Origin of the sequence: Mycetocola sp. JXN-3, from assembly GCF_014522285.1 — a bacterium.
Classification (GTDB): domain Bacteria; phylum Actinomycetota; class Actinomycetes; order Actinomycetales; family Microbacteriaceae; genus Mycetocola; species Mycetocola saprophilus.
On the sequence record NZ_CP041635.1, the window covers coordinates 1,332,559 to 1,348,563 of the forward strand.

Annotated in this window: 16 protein-coding genes; 15 read left to right on the top strand and 1 reads right to left on the bottom strand. The window is 65.8% G+C overall.

Annotated features, from left to right (window positions below; all coding sequences use genetic code 11):
* Positions 1 to 141: 141 nt before the first annotated feature.
* Positions 142 to 951 (bottom strand): SDR family oxidoreductase, encoded by an 810-nt coding sequence (locus C7C57_RS06105; RefSeq protein WP_187977970.1) that lies wholly within the window; start codon positions 949 to 951, stop codon positions 142 to 144.
* Between the two features lie 494 nt (positions 952 to 1,445).
* Here C7C57_RS06105 and C7C57_RS06110 point away from each other — a divergent pair, with 494 nt between their 5' ends.
* The 15 genes from C7C57_RS06110 (at position 1,446) to C7C57_RS06180 (ending at position 15,975) form a co-directional block, all read left to right on the top strand.
* Positions 1,446 to 3,110 carry a TIGR04028 family ABC transporter substrate-binding protein gene (locus C7C57_RS06110; RefSeq protein WP_030148734.1) on the top strand — a complete coding sequence of 555 codons (1,665 nt, stop codon included), beginning with the start codon at positions 1,446 to 1,448 and terminating at the stop codon, positions 3,108 to 3,110.
* A 70-nt stretch (positions 3,111 to 3,180) separates the two neighbouring features.
* Positions 3,181 to 4,155: an ABC transporter permease gene (locus C7C57_RS06115; protein ID WP_030149572.1), complete on the top strand. Its 975-nt coding sequence runs from the start codon at positions 3,181 to 3,183 to the stop codon at positions 4,153 to 4,155.
* Positions 4,152 to 5,036 carry an ABC transporter permease gene (locus tag C7C57_RS06120; RefSeq protein ID WP_051701558.1) on the top strand — a complete coding sequence of 295 codons (885 nt, stop codon included), beginning with the start codon at positions 4,152 to 4,154 and terminating at the stop codon, positions 5,034 to 5,036. The genes C7C57_RS06115 and C7C57_RS06120 overlap by 4 nt, the downstream gene beginning before the upstream one ends.
* Entirely contained in the window at positions 5,033 to 6,757 is a 1,725-nt protein-coding gene (locus tag C7C57_RS06125; protein ID WP_187977971.1) for an ABC transporter ATP-binding protein, read from the top strand. The genes C7C57_RS06120 and C7C57_RS06125 overlap by 4 nt, the downstream gene beginning before the upstream one ends.
* Positions 6,758 to 6,797: 40 nt before the next feature.
* Positions 6,798 to 7,787 (top strand): putative FMN-dependent luciferase-like monooxygenase, encoded by a 990-nt coding sequence (locus tag C7C57_RS06130; RefSeq protein WP_187977972.1) that lies wholly within the window; start codon positions 6,798 to 6,800, stop codon positions 7,785 to 7,787.
* A gap of 162 nt (positions 7,788 to 7,949) precedes the next feature.
* Positions 7,950 to 8,555, top strand: coding sequence for a hypothetical protein (locus C7C57_RS06135; RefSeq protein WP_187977973.1), 606 nt, complete (start codon positions 7,950 to 7,952; stop codon positions 8,553 to 8,555).
* Between the two features lie 23 nt (positions 8,556 to 8,578).
* The gene (locus C7C57_RS06140) at positions 8,579 to 9,403 is read left to right on the top strand and encodes a hypothetical protein (protein WP_187977974.1); all 825 of its coding nucleotides are present in this window, start codon (positions 8,579 to 8,581) and stop codon (positions 9,401 to 9,403) included.
* Between the two features lie 208 nt (positions 9,404 to 9,611).
* Positions 9,612 to 10,469 (top strand): 30S ribosomal protein S2, encoded by an 858-nt coding sequence (rpsB, locus tag C7C57_RS06145; RefSeq protein ID WP_187977975.1) that lies wholly within the window; start codon positions 9,612 to 9,614, stop codon positions 10,467 to 10,469.
* A gap of 26 nt (positions 10,470 to 10,495) precedes the next feature.
* Positions 10,496 to 11,323, top strand: a complete 828-nt coding sequence (gene tsf, locus C7C57_RS06150) for a translation elongation factor Ts (protein ID WP_030148742.1) — start codon at positions 10,496 to 10,498, stop codon at positions 11,321 to 11,323.
* A 118-nt stretch (positions 11,324 to 11,441) separates the two neighbouring features.
* Positions 11,442 to 12,155 (top strand): UMP kinase, encoded by a 714-nt coding sequence (gene pyrH / locus C7C57_RS06155; RefSeq protein ID WP_030148743.1) that lies wholly within the window; start codon positions 11,442 to 11,444, stop codon positions 12,153 to 12,155.
* Between the two features lie 78 nt (positions 12,156 to 12,233).
* Entirely contained in the window at positions 12,234 to 12,788 is a 555-nt protein-coding gene (gene frr / locus C7C57_RS06160) for a ribosome recycling factor (RefSeq protein ID WP_030148744.1), read from the top strand.
* Between the two features lie 42 nt (positions 12,789 to 12,830).
* A complete protein-coding gene (locus tag C7C57_RS06165; RefSeq protein ID WP_255505790.1) occupies positions 12,831 to 13,844 on the top strand; it encodes a phosphatidate cytidylyltransferase in 1,014 nt (337 codons plus the stop codon).
* A 30-nt stretch (positions 13,845 to 13,874) separates the two neighbouring features.
* Entirely contained in the window at positions 13,875 to 14,426 is a 552-nt protein-coding gene (locus C7C57_RS06170; protein ID WP_187977976.1) for a DivIVA domain-containing protein, read from the top strand.
* Positions 14,427 to 14,556: 130 nt separating this feature from the next.
* The gene (locus C7C57_RS15965) at positions 14,557 to 15,144 is read left to right on the top strand and encodes a lytic transglycosylase domain-containing protein (RefSeq protein WP_370581443.1); all 588 of its coding nucleotides are present in this window, start codon (positions 14,557 to 14,559) and stop codon (positions 15,142 to 15,144) included.
* A 231-nt stretch (positions 15,145 to 15,375) separates the two neighbouring features.
* Positions 15,376 to 15,975, top strand: coding sequence for a transglycosylase SLT domain-containing protein (locus C7C57_RS06180; protein ID WP_245601272.1), 600 nt, complete (start codon positions 15,376 to 15,378; stop codon positions 15,973 to 15,975).
* Positions 15,976 to 16,005 lie beyond the last annotated feature (30 nt).

The following is a 16,005-nucleotide window of genomic DNA, read 5'->3' on the forward strand; positions in this document are numbered from 1 at the left end:
CCACCCAGCCTTCGTGATGGCGGGGGATAGCGGGGTTGGGAAGTTCACGCTGGGGAGAACTGGATGGCGGACCTATCCTGTGGAGGATGCCTCGGTGTGTGTTTTTGTGCGGTCGATCAAGACCTGTGGGGCGGGCGGTGGCTAGTACCGGTTGAGTTCGCGGCGGGGGCGCACGGCCACATCCGTCAGATGAATGTCCGCGGGGGCATCCACGACAAAACGCACGGCCTGGGCGACGGACTCGGGGCGAATGTAGCGCTCCGGCCGGTAGTCGTTGGTATCGATCAGGCCGCGGAGCATTTCGGTGTCGGTCTGGCCCGGGGCAACCGTGGCGACCCGAACGCGGTACTGCTCCTCCTCGACGCGCAGGGAATCGGCGAGTCCACGCAGGGCGTGCTTGCTTGCCGCATACACGGAACTACCGGGGACCGGGTTGGTGCCGGCACCGGAACCGATGAAGATCACCGTGCCCTCGCGCTCGCGCAGGGTCGGCAGCAGGATCCGGGTGAGCTCGGATGCGGCCACGACGTTCACCGTGAGCTGGGTCAGCCAGTCGGAGGGGGTGGCCGTCTCGACGGAGAATTTGTCACCGAGTGCCGCCGCATGTACCACCACGTCCACGGGGCCGGGATCACCCAGCTCTGAGGCGATCAGGTCGGGTCGGGTGAGGTCCACTGCGCGAGCGGTCACGCCGGCGAGAGCGTCGAGTTCGGCGAGGCGAGCGGCCGAGCGGCCCAGTGCGATCACGTCATGGGTGCGGGCGAGGTCGCGGACGATCTCGAGTCCCATGCCTCCGGTGGCGCCGGTCACGATGGCCCGGGGGCGGGCCGCCGAGGCCGCTACCACGGTGAGGGCTCCCTCAACCGCGGCCTCGATCGTGTCCGTCTCGGTGGCGGTGCTCGCGGGAAATGTCTCGGGGGACGGGCTGGTGAAGGTTTCGGGCGTGGTCATCGGGGGTCCTTCCGAGGGGCTGCGAGTGAAGCGTTGTACTCCACGCTACCGTGCCATGCCTCGCCCAAGCCGAGAAAGCCGCCCGCTCCGATTAAGACACCAGCTCCGGGAAGGCTCCCGGAGCGGGGAAGGCCATTGGAGCAGGAAAACCCGCACGAGCCAAGAAAACGACCGGAACACGAAAAGGCACCCTAATCGGGAAAGCCGCTCGCCCCGGGAAGGCCGCCCGAGCCGGGAAAGCCGCTCGCCCCGGAAAAGCCGTCCGCCTCGGCCGGGAAGGACGGGCACGAGACGCGGGGTCGTAGGGCCGACCCTAGCGATCCGACACCGAGCTCACACCCACGGATGTCGCCGTCCGACGCATGGGGTCATACTTTGTCATGCCCTCCAAACCGGGCCGGATGCGCCGCTACTGTCGGGGTTACGTTTCACCCACCCGATCACAGTCTTGCGGTCGAGCCCGCTCGTTCCGCCCCGCGCCAGGAGAACCACCTATGCCCTCACCGAGACGACTTATCGCCGGTCTTGCGACCGCAACCGTGCTTGCCCTCGCGCTCGCCGGATGCTCGGCGAACGCCAGCACCCCCGGGTCGGGGTCGAGCAGCGAGACGGGAAAACCGGTCACCGGCGGCTCCCTCGTCTACCTCGAGCACCAGGCCATCACCGGGCTGTACCCGCCGGGGGCCGGGTTCTATCCCAACGGTGGCATCGTCAACAACATCGCCGATCGCCTCGTCTACCAGGACCCCAAGACCCTGGAGTTCGAGCCGTGGATCGCCACCAAGTGGGAATCCAACGCCGACGCAACCGAGTACACCTTCACGATTCGTGACGGCGTGACCTTCTCCGATGGCACCCCGCTGGATGCCGCGGTGGTTGCCAAGAACTTTGACCTGTACGGGCTCGGCGACGCCGCCCGCGGGCTGACGGTCTCGGAGGCGATCAACAACTACCAGAGCAGCGAGGTGGTGGACAAGAACACGGTGAAGTTCCACTTCTCGGCACCGTCTCCCGGATTCCTCCAGGCCACCTCAACCATCAACTCGGGCCTGCTGTCCTCCAAAACCCTCGATCTTCCGTTCGAAAAGTTTGGCCCCGGAAACGCGGCCAACATCATCGGATCGGGTCCCTTCACCGTGGACAACGAGAAGATCGGCACCGGGCTCGACCTGGTTGCCCGCAAGGACTATAAGTGGGCACCGAAGTCCTGGTCGAACCAGGGACGTCCGTACCTCGACAAGATCCAGATCACCGTGACCCCCGAGGCGAGCGTCCGCGTGGGCGCGCTGCTCTCGGGCCAGGCCGGGCTGATCCGCGACGTCGAGGCCCAGGACGAAAAGCAGGTCACCGACGCCGGGTTCCAGGTATACGCCGCGCAGACCAACGGCGTGAACAACGGCCTGAGCCTGCGGTTCCGCAACGAGAAGCTCTCCGACATTCGGGTACGCCAGGCGCTGATCGCCGGGATCGACCGGGAGGAGCTGGTCAAGACCATCTATACCAAGAACTACCCGCTGGCCACCTCGGTACTGAGCAAGACCGCGCTCGGTTATGTGGACACCAAGGACGCCTTCGCCTACGACCCCAAGAAGGCGGCGACCCTGCTGGACGAGGCTGGATGGAAGCTCGGCAGCAACGGCATCCGCGAGAAGGACGGTCAGCCGCTCACCCTGGTGGTCAACGAGGCCGCCCCGCAGCCGCGCTCCTTCGACGCCCTGACCCTGGTGAGCCAGCAGCTCAAGAAGATCGGCGTGGACCTGCAGATCCTCAAGGCCGACGCCGGCACCTACGCCAAGGCGATCCAGGATGCCAACCAGGTGCAGATCTACCACTCGATGGTCGGCCGCGCGGACCTCGATGTGATCAAGAGCCAGTTCTACTCCAAGAACCGCAACACCCTGCTCAACCGCGACAACGCCGACCAGTCCATCGGCGACCCGAAGCTGGAGGAGCTGCTGCAGGCGGTCGCCTCCACCGCGGACCCCAAGGCCCGGATCGAGGCCAGCCAGACCGTGCAGAAGTACCTCGCCGACCAGGCCTATGTAATCCCGTTCTTCGAGGAGCCGCAGGTGTTTGCCACCGCCAACTTCGTGCACGGCTTCTCCTCCGAATCCGTGGGACGGCCAAGCTTTGACGCCGTCTGGGTAGACAAGCAGTAGTCCCCACCGTCCGGATCGCCTCACTCGAGGCGATCCGGACGTCCGTGGTTTCCCCGTTGAAAGGATCCCCATGAAGTACGTTCTGGGTCGGCTCGGCCAGGCGGCGGCCGTGCTGCTGGCCGCGTTCACGGTCGCGTTTGTGCTGCTCCAGGCGATGCCCGGCGATGCGCTGATGATCAAGTTCGAAAATCCCGAGCTGGGGCTCTCGCCGGATCAGATCGCCGCGCTGCGGGTCGCCTACGGTGCGGATACGCCGCTGCCGATTCAGTATGTGCACTCGCTGCTGGGGTTCCTCGGGGGTGACTTCGGCTATTCGATCCAGAGCGGGACGCCGGTCAAACAGCTCCTGGCCGAGGTGGTGCCGGGCACCCTGCTACTCGCCTCGCTGGGATTTGTGGCGGCGGTGCTGCTGGCGGTGGGGATCACGATCCTGGCAAACCTTCCCGGACTGCGCCGGATCGCCGACGTGTTTCGTGCGCTCCCCTCGCTGTTTGTGGCGGTTCCGGTGTTCTGGCTGGGCATCGTGCTGATCCAGGTATTCTCCTTCCAGCTGCGGCTCATCCCGGTGGTGAATCCGGGGCCGGTTGAGGGGCTGATCCTGCCGGTCCTCACGCTGGCCGTGCCGATTTCGGCACCGCTCGCGCAGATACTGATCCGCTCGGTGGACGATGTGCTGGGCTACCCCTTCGTGGCGGTGGTGCGGGCGCGGGGCGCGGGTCCCTGGTGGATCCTCTCTAAAAACGTCGCCCGCAACGCAGTGCTGCCCGCGTTCACGATGGCCGGAGTGCTCTTTGGCGAGCTGATCGGCGGGGCCGTGGTCACCGAGACCGTGTTTGGACGCGCGGGGGTGGGACGGCTGACCGAGCAGGCGGTGAGCCAGCAGGATACGCCGATTCTGCTCGCGGTGGTGCTGCTCTCGGCCACCGTCTTTGTGGTAATCAACCTGGTGGTGGACCTGCTCTACCCGGTACTGGACCCGCGTCTGGGTGCCCGCAAGCGCGGGATTGCTCGGATTTCGCGGGAGAGAAAGGTGGTAGCCGTATGAGCGTAAACGAGCGGGAGACGCGGGCCTCGAGCCTGCCCGATCCCTTTGTGCCCATCCGCCGAAGCCTGCGCGAGCGCATCGGCCGCCCGAAGGTTTCGGTGGTGCTCTCGGTGGTGTGGCTGCTGATCGTCATCGCCTGGGCGATCATCCCGCAGGCATTTACCCCGCTGGACCCGATCGCCGGAAACGCCGCCCAGGCGCAGCAGCCGCCGAGCCTGGAACACCTGTTTGGGACCGATGCGACCGGGCGCGACATGTTCACCCGGGTGGTTTACGGGTCGATCAACTCGCTCTCCGGCGCGCTGATCGCCGTGAGCGTGGGCTTCGTGATCGGCACCGCGATCGGCGTCATCGCCGGATCCTCCCGCCGCATCCTGGACGATATCCTGATGCGCATCGTCGACGTCTTCCTGGCGATCCCCTCGCTGCTGCTCTCGCTCTCGATCATCATCCTGCTGGGATTTGGGACCGCCCAGGCCGCCATCGCTGTTGGTTTCACCAGCGTCGCGGCGTTTGCCAGGCTGTCGCGGTCGGAGGTTGTGCGGGTGCGTGGATCGGACTACGTGGAGGCCGCGTTTGCCAGCGGCGGCCGGTTCCCGGTGGTCCTCTGGCGACACGTGCTGCCCAACTCGCTGACCGCCGTATTGGCGCTGGCGGCCCTGCAGTTTGGCACCGCGGTGCTCTCGATCTCGACCCTCGGCTTCCTCGGCTACGGGGCGCCCCCGCCCACGCCCGAGTGGGGTCTGATGATCGCCGAGGGACGCAACTACATCGCCACCGCCTGGTGGCTCACCACGCTGCCCGGAGCCGTGGTGGTTCTGGTGGTTCTCGCCGCCAACCGAGTGAGCGCGGCCATCGCCGCGAAGGGACGGATCTCATGACTACCCTGACCATCGACAATCTGCAGGTCTCCTACACGGTGGGACGCGAGCGCCTGGACGTGGTGCGCGGCGTCTCGCTGGCAATCGAACCCGGCCAGCTGCTGGCGGTGGTGGGGGAGTCCGGCTCGGGTAAAACCACCACCGCCCAGGCGGCGACCGGCCTGCTGGCGAGCAACGGATCGATCACCGGGGGGCGGGTGTTGATCGGCGAAAGTGACGTGACCGGGTGGAGCGAGAAGCGCTTCCGCGACCTGCGTGGACGCTCGATCGGGTGGATCCCCCAGGACCCCAATAACTCGCTCAACCCGGTGAAGAAGGTGGGGGAATCGGTGGCCGAGGTGCTGCGGATTCACCGCTGGAAGGATCGCGCGGCCCGCCGGGCCCGGGTCATCGAGCTGCTGGACTACGTGGGGATCCCGAATCCCGAGCTGCGGGCCACCCAGTATCCGCATGAGCTCTCCGGCGGGATGAAGCAGCGCGTGCTGATCGCCGGGGCCATCGCGTTGGAGCCCGCGCTGCTGATCGCCGATGAGGCGACCAGCGCGCTGGATGTGACCGTGCAGGCCAAGATCCTCGACCTGATCGATACGCTGCGGCGGGACTCGGGTACCGCGGTGCTCATGGTCACCCATGACCTTGCAGTGGCCGCCGATCGATCCGATCGACTGGTGGTCCTGCGCGACGGCACCGTCCAGGAAAGCGGGGATACCGACCGGGTGCTCGCCCACCCCGAGAGTGCGTACACACGCAGGCTCCTGAAAGACGCCCCGTCCTTCGCCTCGCTCTCACTGGGGGGCAGCCTCCGTTTGGAATCCACGTCGCCGGCAAAGCCAGAGATTTCGCGGGGGGAGCGCACCCTCCACGTGGTCGAGCGCGAGGTCTTCGATGGGGCGAGTCATCGCTCGGAAGATGCCGATGGATCCGACGCTCCGGTTGTGGTGGCGCGTAATCTGGTGCAGGATTTTGGCCGCGCGGGAGCGCCTCAGCGCGCGGTGGACAACGTGTCCTTTAGCATCGCCCCGGGCAGCACCCACGCGATCGTGGGGGAGTCCGGATCGGGCAAGACCACCACCGCAAGAATCGTGCTGGGATTCCAAAAACCCACCTCGGGTACCGTGCACATTCACGGTCGGGAGATCACCGGGCTGCGCGGTGCGGGACTGCGTGAGCTGCGCCGCCGGGTGCAGATGGTGTACCAAAACCCATTCGGTTCACTGGACCCGCGCCAGTCCATCGGCGACATCGTGACCGAACCGCTGCGCAACTTTGGCATCGGAGATGCGGCCGAGCGCCGGACGCGGGTGGCGCAGATCATTGATCGGGTGGCCCTGCCCGCGACGGTCCTGACCCGGCGTCCGCATGAGCTCTCCGGTGGACAGCGTCAGCGCGTGGCGATCGCCCGCGCCCTGGTCCCCGGCCCCGACGTGGTGGTGCTTGATGAGGCGGTCTCGGCCCTGGATGTGACCGTCCAGGCACGCATCCTCGAACTCCTCGGCGAGCTCCAGCGCGATCTTGGCGTCAGCTACCTCTTTATCTCGCACGATTTGGCGGTGGTGCGTCAGCTCGCCCACACGGTCTCGGTCCTGCGTGGCGGCGAACTCGTGGAGGAGGGACGCACCGCCCGCGTGTTTGATCATCCCGAACACGAGTACACCCGCCAGCTGATCGCCGCGATTCCCGGGCGTCGCGCCGCCGCGGCCGGCGCGCTGGCCAGCGCCTAGGCGCCGTTCCCTTCCCCCGAACGAAAGAGATTTCCGCGTTATGCCCGAACTGGCCTTCTTTACCCGAGTGCTCGACGACGTCTCCGCCTCCGAACGCTACCGCCTGGCCATTGAGCAGATCCGATGGGCCGAGAGCCTGGGGTTCGACAGTGCCTGGGTGGCCCAGCATCACTTCCACCGCGACGAGGGCGGGTTGCCCTCGCCGCTCGTGCTACTGGCGGCCGCGGCCGCGCAGACCAGCCGGATCCGGCTGGGCACCGGCATCATCACGCTGGGCCTGGAAAACGCCGTGCGGACGGCCGAGGATGCGGCGGTCCTGGATGCAATTTCCGGGGAGCGGCTCGAGCTGGGCTTCGGCTCGGGTGGCACCCCCGGTTCGTTCCCGGCATTCGGGCTGGAGTTTGAGGATCGTCATCGCGCCTTCGATGACAACTTCCAGACCCTGCGCAGCGCGCTGCGCGGGGAGAGGTTCGGCGTGACTGACAACCTCCTGTATCCGGCGGCCCCCACCCTGGCCGAGCGGCTCTGGTTCGCCACGTTCACGCCGCCCCTGGCCAAGCGCGCCGGGCGGGAGGGGCTGGGTCTTCAGCTCTCGCGTTCGCAGCCGCGCACCGCGGAGAACCCCGAGGCCACCCTGGCCGACCTTCAGCATCCGATCATCGACGCCTATGAGGCCGCGCTGCCGACCGAGGCTCGGCGTCGGGTCTCGGTGGCGCGCAGCGTGTTTGTGGCCGATGACGGCGAGGCCGCACGCGCCCTGGCCGAGCGCCGGTATCGGGAGGCACCGCTGGCCCGGTTTGTGCTCGGCGATCAGGTGGACACCCTGGAACGGGACGACCTGCTGCGTAAACTCGATGTCCACGTGGGGGACGTGGACACGGTGGTGGCCTCGCTCGGGGCCGACAGCGTGCTGGATCGCGCGACCCAGCTGTCCTTTCAGGTGCACTCGGTGGATCCCGAACACCCCCTGATTCTGCGCTCCCTCGAGCTCCTGATCGGTGAGGTGGCCCCGCGCCTGGGTTGGCGCTGATAAGTCCCGCGGGCGTTATCCCGACAGGGTGGGCGTCCGCTGCGGCCAGCGGGGAACGGGGTGTGCGGGCAAGGAATTAGAGTTGCCGCGCATCGAGCCGCATGACGGGTGGGCCCAGCCTCACCCCGAGGCGTGTGGCCGCACACCGTTAGGACTCACAGCATGAGCTATCCCGCCCCGCCGCCCCCGGAGCAGCCCGCCACCCATCTCTTCACCCAGCCCGACGTTTATGTGCCGGGAGTTGCGCCGGTGAGTGCGCCGCCACCGGCGACACCTCCGACACCACGCGCGCGGGGGCGTCGGTCGCTCCTTCTGATCCTCGGCGGAGCCCTGGTGGTCCTTATCCTGGCGATTGCCGGGGGAGTCCTGGGGGGACGAGTGGTGGGCGAAAATGCCGCCCGTTCGGCGGAGTCCGCCCGGGTGGAAAAGATTGTGGCGGCCTTCGACGGCAAGCGCGACTACGAACTCTACGACGTCACAACCGACGACGACACCGACGGTGAGGGTGTGCTGCGCCGCGTGCTCCGCTCGGCGGGGATCTCCGGGGATCTGATCGACTACTACTACGCGTCCGGTGTCGAGGCTGCGATCTCGCTCAACCTGGATTCCGGGCAGCTCCCCGAGTCCGACTGCCGGGCACTGGCAGGCTCGCTCCTCTATGTGCTGAATGCGGCGGATCAGAACGTGGGCATCGTTCGGCTCGAATCGAGCGACTTTGATACCCGGTGTTCCTCACGCACGCCGATCAACCCGGCCTCCACCCGCTAGCCCCGGCCCGAAAGCAGCAGATCATGACAACACCCAACCCACAACCCTCCTTCGACCCCGGTGCCGTTCCGCCGCCCGGACCGCAGTACTACTCGGCGCAGCCGGGCAGTGTGCCGCCGCAACCGGGGTGGCAGTCCGCGTCCGTGCCGCCGTCTGGTCCCGGGTGGTTTTCCCGAAACCGGAACCTCGTCGTGATTCTCGCCGCCGCCCTCGTGGTGGTCCTCGGCGGCGGCATCGGCTTCGGGCTGGGAATGAGCAACGGTGCCCAGGCTCATCGACAGGCGGTGACAACCGGGCTACACAACCAGATCAAACCGCTCATGGACAGCAAGCCGGGCCGGGTCGCGCCCGATGAGTCCCCTCGAGGTGGCCGCGATGATGACGATGCCTCCGATGCCCGTGGCGATGACGATGTGCTGGGCGGGGACGACGCGCTGGGTGACGACGGCGCACTGGGTGACGACGGCGGCGGTGACATGCCCTCGGGTCTGGCGCTGGTAAAGGTGGTCACCGACGGCATCTCCGAGACCGACGACACCGCGACGCGCGTCACCAAGGCAGCCAACAATCTGATGGCGCTCGGGCTGCCGAGCTGCGCCAGTAAGGACTGCGTGGCGCCCGCCCAGCCCGAGGGGGTCGGCGGATATGCGATCACCGCCCCGGCGGAGCTGCTTGCGGACAAGACCGGCGGCACCGGCGTCCTGGTGCTCCAGGATATGGCCAAGATCATCGCGGTGTCCCTGGACTACCTGGGCACCCAGGACCTGAAATTTGTCTCGGTATCCGATGTCGACGGCAAGACCCAGGGCGTGCACTTCATCGACGACGCCGGATTCCCCGGGGTCTAGGCGACGCGACGCGCGGAAGTTTAGCGGGGGCGGTGATCCTGCTAAGATAACAAGAGCGCCTTCGTATGAGGGCGACTACGCGTGCTCGGATCACGCACAACCCCCATCGGTCACCCTTCGAAAGAAGGGTCTGCGGGGCTGTGCCGGGCACCAGGCCGAACGCCGTCGGTGTTCGGATCAACCGAGAAACTATATAAGGAGTACGACCATGGCCGTCGTTACTATCCGCCAGCTGCTCGACAGCGGCGTGCACTTCGGGCACCAGACCCGCCGTTGGAACCCGAAGATGAAGCGCTTCATTTTCACCGAGCGTTCGGGTATCTACATCATCGACCTGCAGCAGTCGCTGGGTTACATCGACAAGGCTTACGACTTCGTCAAGGAGACCGTCGCTCACGGTGGCACCATCCTCTTCGTAGGTACCAAGAAGCAGGCTCAGGAGTCCATCGCCGAGCAGGCAACCCGCGTGGGTCAGCCCTACGTGAACCAGCGCTGGCTGGGTGGTCTGCTGACCAACTTCAACACCGTGTCGAAGCGCCTCGCTCGCATGAAGGAGCTCGAGGAGCTGGACTTCGAGGACACCTCGAAGTCGGGCTTCACCAAGAAGGAACTCCTCATCAAGAAGCGCGAGCTGGACAAGCTCCACAAGTCGCTCGGTGGTATCCGCAACCTCACCAAGACTCCGTCTGCGCTGTGGGTTGTTGACACCAAGAAGGAGCACCTGGCAATCGACGAGGCCAAGAAGCTGGGTATCCCGGTTATCGGTATCCTCGACACCAACTGTGACCCGGACGAGGTTTCCTACCCGATCCCGGGTAACGACGACGCCATCCGCTCCGTCAGCCTGCTGACCCGCGTGATCGCCGACGCCGCTGCCGAGGGTCTGATCCAGCGTCACCAGAAGCCCGCCGAGGGCGAGACCGCTGCAGAGCCGCTGGCCGAGTGGGAGCAGGAGCTCCTCGCCGGTGCCGAGACCACCGAAGCCGCTGCCGAGGCTCCCGTAGCCGAGGCTGCTGCCGAGGTCGCCGAGGTTGCCGTCGAGGCAGCCGACGCAGAGTCCAAGTAACAACCGAACCACGAGGGGTTAATACCATGGCTAATTTCAGCATCGCAGACCTGAAGGCCCTCCGCGAGGCCCTGGGCACCGGTATGGTCGACACCAAGAAGGCGCTTGAGGAGGCCGGCGGAGACGTCGAGAAGGCCACCGAGATCCTGCGTCTGAAGGGTGCAAAGGGTAACGCGAAGCGTGCCGACCGCTCCACCAGCGAGGGCCTTGTGGCCACCACTGAGAAGGACGGCGTCACCTACCTGCTCGAGCTCGCTTGCGAGACCGACTTCGTTGCCAAGAACGAGCGCTTCGGCAAGCTCGCCGATGACGTTCTGGCCGCGGTTGCCGCTGCCGGTGCCGACTCGGTTGAGTCCGCCCTGGCCGCTCCGGCCGGCGACAAGACCGTTGCCGACCTCATCAGCGATGAGGCCGCCATCATCGGCGAGAAGGTTGAACTGCGTCGCGTCGGTGCCCTGAAGGGTGACGCGTTCGAGGTTTACCTGCACCGCACCAACAAGGACCTGCCGCCCCAGCTGGGCGTGGTTGTGGCCTACACCGGTTCGGACGCCGAGACCGCTCGCTCGATCGCGCAGCACATCTCCTTCGCCAACCCGTCGGTTCTCTCTCGTGAGGACGTCCCCGCGGACGCCGTCGAGAAGGAGCGCGAGATCGTGACCGAGATCAGCCGCAGCGAGGGCAAGCCCGAGGCAGCCCTGCCGAAGATCATCGAGGGTCGTCTGACCTCCTACTTCAAGCAGGTTGCCCTGCTGGAGCAGGACTACGCCAAGGACAACAAGATCAACGTTGCCAAGGTTCTCGAAGACGCAGGCCTGACCGTTACCGGATTCCTCCGGTTCAAGGTCGGCGCCTAGTCTCACCCGATAGGAGTCCGGATTGCATTTGCGATCCGGACTCCTTTTCGCTGTCGCCAGCCAGGGGCGAAGCACTAGCCTGGACAATATAGACGAAACACCGAAAGGGAAATACACCATGGCCTCGAGCGAAAAACGACGCGTCCTTCTGAAACTCTCGGGTGAGGCCTTCGGTGGCGGATCCCTCGGTGTGAACCCCGACGTGGTGAGCGCCATCGCCAAGGAGATCGCCGAAGCGGCCAAGACCGTGGAGATCGCCATCGTGGTCGGCGGCGGAAACTTCTTCCGCGGTGCCGAACTCTCCACCCGCGGCATGGACCGCGGCCGCGCCGACTACATGGGCATGCTGGGCACCGTGATGAACGCCCTCGCCCTGCAGGACTTCCTCGAGCAGGCCGGCGCCACCACGCGTGTGCAGTCCGCCATCGAGATGACCCAGGTTGCCGAGCAGTACATCCCGCGCCGCGCCGAGCGCCACATGGAAAAGGGCCGCGTGGTCATCTTCGGTGCCGGCGCCGGTCTGCCCTACTTCTCCACCGACACCGTGGCCGCCCAGCGCGCCCTGGAAATCGAGGCCGACGTGGTCCTGGTGGCCAAGAACGGCGTGGACGGTGTCTACACCGCCGACCCGCGCATCGACTCCACCGCGACCCGGATCGAGGAGATCACCTACCAGGAGGCGCTGCAGCGTGGCCTGAAGGTTGTGGACTCGACCTCGTTCAGCCTGTGCATGGACAACGGCATGCCGATGCGCGTGTTTGGGATGGAACCCGCAGGAAACGTCACCAAGGCCATTCTGGGTGAGGAAATCGGAACCCTCGTTCGCAACTAGTTCCACCCCAACCTGCTCGGGTATCACGCCGTTCCCGGTAGAATGAACCGAGCCCCTAAGAAAGTTGAAGGAGTCCCCGTGATTGCGGAAGTACTGACCGACACCGGCGCGCGTATGGCCAAGGCCGTCGAGGTTGCCAAGGAAGATTTTGCCGGTGTGCGTACCGGTCGCGCCAACCCTCAGATGTTCCAGAAGGTAATCGTGAGCTACTACGGCACCCCGACCCCGCTCTCGCAGCTGGCCGGACTGCAGAACATCGAGGCTCGCACCATCCTGGTGAGCCCGTATGACAAGGGTGCACTGCGCGACATCGAGAACGCGATCCGCGACATCCCGAACCTGGGTGCCAACCCCTCGAACGACGGATCCGTCATCCGCGTGACCCTGCCCGAGCTCACCGAGGAGCGTCGCAAGGAGTTCGTCAAGCTGGTTCGCACCAAGGGCGAGGACGCCAAGGTTGCCGTGCGCAACATCCGTCGCAAGGCCAAGGAAGAACTCGACGCCCTCAAGAGCGAGGTCGGCGAGGACGACGTGACCCGTGGCGAGAAGGAGCTTGAGGTTCTCACCAAGTCGCACACCGATGCGATCGACGAGGCCCTGAAGCGTAAAGAAGCCGAGCTGCTCGAGATCTGATCTTGATCATCATCTCGATCATCGATTCGTTCGGAGGCGCTCGTGGCTAAGGTCACGGGCGCCCCGGGCGATCCCGAGCCCGGCACCACGGGGGAGTCGCACTCCTCGCGTGAGGTGCTGCACGCTCAGTTGAAGGCGACCCGCGCCGATATCGAACGCAAGGTTCAGGAGACGCGCGCGCAGGTTGACCAGGTCAACGAGCGCATCGCCGCCCGCACCGGTCGTAACCTGGTGCTGGCGATCCTGATCGGTCTGGGTCTTGGCGGCGTGCTGCTGGTGAGCCTGATCGTGATCAAGGATCTGTTTGCGATCCTGGCGCTGGCGTTTGTGGTCTTCACCACGCTGGAACTGGTCAATGCGCTGCGCCTGACGCCGCGCAAGGTCGACCCGATCCCCAACGTCCTGGCCGGTGCCGCCATGGTGGTGGCCTCCTATATCGCCGACCCGGTTCTGATCTGGAGTACCCTGCTCGGCGGAATCGCCGTGGTGGTGGTGTGGCGGCTGATCGCCCAGATGATTGAAGCCGATGATCGTACGGCCCCGGAGATCCTGCGAGATGTCCTGGTGGTCTTCCTGGTGCAGGTGTACGTTCCGCTGATGGCTTCGTTCGCGGTGCTGCTCACCCGTCAGGAACACGGTGAGTGGTGGACCCTGGCCTTCCTCATCGTGGTGGTGAGTGTGGACGTGGGCGCCTACGCGAGTGGTCTGAGCTTCGGTAAGCACCCCATGGCCCCGAAGATTAGCCCGAAGAAGACCTGGGAGGGTCTGGCCGGTGCGGCGATTGCCGCGCAGATCGCCGGAATCCTGCTGGCGATTTTCATGCTTGAGGTGCCCTTCTGGGTGGGAATGATTCTGGGAGCGCTGCTCACGGTGTCGGCCACCTTCGGTGACCTCGGCGAGTCCCTGATCAAGCGCGACATCGGAATCAAGGACATGTCGTCCTGGCTGCCTGGTCACGGCGGATTCCTGGATCGCATCGACTCGATGCTGCCCTCCGCCCCGCTTGCCTTTGCCCTCTTTATGATCTTTAGTCCGCTCTCTAGCGCGGTTCACTAGGCTCTGCCTACTCACCCCAGGAGGTCCCTCGTGCCTACGACTTTTCCCGAGAATAAGCGCGGTGTGCGCGGGTATCGTCCCGCGGATGTTGATGGTTTCCTTGAGCGCGCCCGCACCGCCTACGATGCCGCGCCCGGCGATAAGGACGCGCTGACCAGCGCCCAGATCCGTGAGACCTCCTTCAAGCTGGTAAAGAAGGGGTACTCGACCGGACACGTGGACGCGGCGCTGGAGCGCCTCGAGGACGCCTTTGCCTCGCGCGAGCGTGAGATCGCGCTGGCCCGATCCGGCCAGGATGCCTGGCTGGTTCAGGTGCGGGAGACCGCCCAGGTTCTGCTGAACCGCCTGGCCCGTCCCAGCCGTGAGCGATTCCGCCGCGTGGGCCGGTTTACCCAGGGGTACTCGGTGAATGACGTGGATGCGTTCTCGGTCGAGCTGCGTGGATACTTCCAGGAGGGCACCCCGCTCTCGGTGGATCGCGTGCGTACGGTGACCTTCGGGGCCGAGCGTGGAGGATACTCCGAGGAGCAGGTCGACCTGGTGCTCGACGAGGTCATCAACGTCATGCTCTCGGTGCGCTAAGCGCATAGCGCTTTTTGCATCGGTCGGCTAGGCTAGGGAAATCGTGGGCAAACACCGAGCTAATTCTCAGGCGCAGCAGCGCGTTCCCAATCGACGGACGCGAAATGCACGTCCCCGGGGCCGGCGGGCGGTGGCGGGGGTTTCCTTCGCCGCGGTGTCCGGATTCCTGATGGTCAGCATTATCGATCCCTACTCGGGGGCGACCGCCTCGCCGTACTTCCAGTTGGCCACCGTCACCGAGCCGCGGGCAGTCGACCCGGGCCAGACCCTGATCAGCACGGCCGAATACGACAACAGTTTTTCCCGTCACGGTTATGAAATCGCGATGATCGAGCGGGCACCCGATCCGGACCCGGTCGACGATAAGACCGACGCGGATGCGGAGAAAACCCCCGGTCGCGGCGTGGTTGCGGATCCCGGTGGCGCGCGTTCGGTGGCGCTCTCGATGGTGCGTGACCGTGGATGGGGCGATGAGCAGTACCTGTGCCTGGAGAAGCTCTGGCATAAGGAATCCAACTGGCGAGTGAACGCCGCCAACCGCTCCAGCGGGGCGTACGGAATCCCGCAGGCGCTGCCCGGACGCAAGATGGCGTCGGCGGGTGCCGACTGGGAATCCAACCCGGCTACCCAGATTAAGTGGGGCCTGGGGTACATCTCGGGTCGCTACGGCTCACCCTGCGGTGCGTGGTCGCATTCGCAGGCCGTGAACTGGTACTAGCCAGACAGCGGATCCAACCTTTTTGACCCAAATGGGGGTCGCTGCTGGCCAGATCACGAATCGCCGCGTATGCTTTATCAAATCGTGACAAAACATCTAGCTCCCGCACCCGCCGCACCCGCGCGCCGAACTCGTAATCGGCGCCCGGTGCCCGTACGTCCCTTCTCCCGGGGTCGGGTCTTTCTTGGTTGCATCGCCTTTGCGGCATCCGCAGGCTTTGTACTGACGACCGTGATTGATCCCTCCGGTGGAGCCGTTGCGTCCCCCTACCGTACTTCGCCCTTTGCGCCGGTCTCCGCAGACGTTCTCACGTCCGCGACCCAGGCGCTGGAGGCATCCGGGGAGTACTCAAACGACTTCTCTCGCGACGGCTTTGACGTCGCCCTGATTCCCAAGGCACCCGTCACCCCGCCCCCCGCGGATGACACCGCGGACACCTCGGGAAAGACCGGCACCACCAAGACCACCAAGACGACCGGGAACAACGCCCCGGCCGGCAACGCCTCGGCACCGCCCGCCGGACCGCCGAACGCGGGTTCCGCTCAGGCGATCGCGTTTGACATCGTGATGGGTCGAGGATGGGGTCAGGACCAGTACGCGTGCCTGGTTGCGCTCTGGAACAAGGAGTCCGGCTGGCGCTATAACGCGGCCAACCCCAGCGGTGCCTACGGCATCCCGCAGGCTCTGCCCGGCAGCAAGATGGCTTCGGCCGGTGCCGACTGGGCCACCAACCCGGCCACCCAGATCAACTGGGGACTGGGCTACATCACCGGCCGCTACGGCTCGCCGTGTGGTGCCTGGGCTCACTCCCAGGCGCTGAACTGGTACTAACCTAACGGTTGTGATGAGGGGCCAAACGCC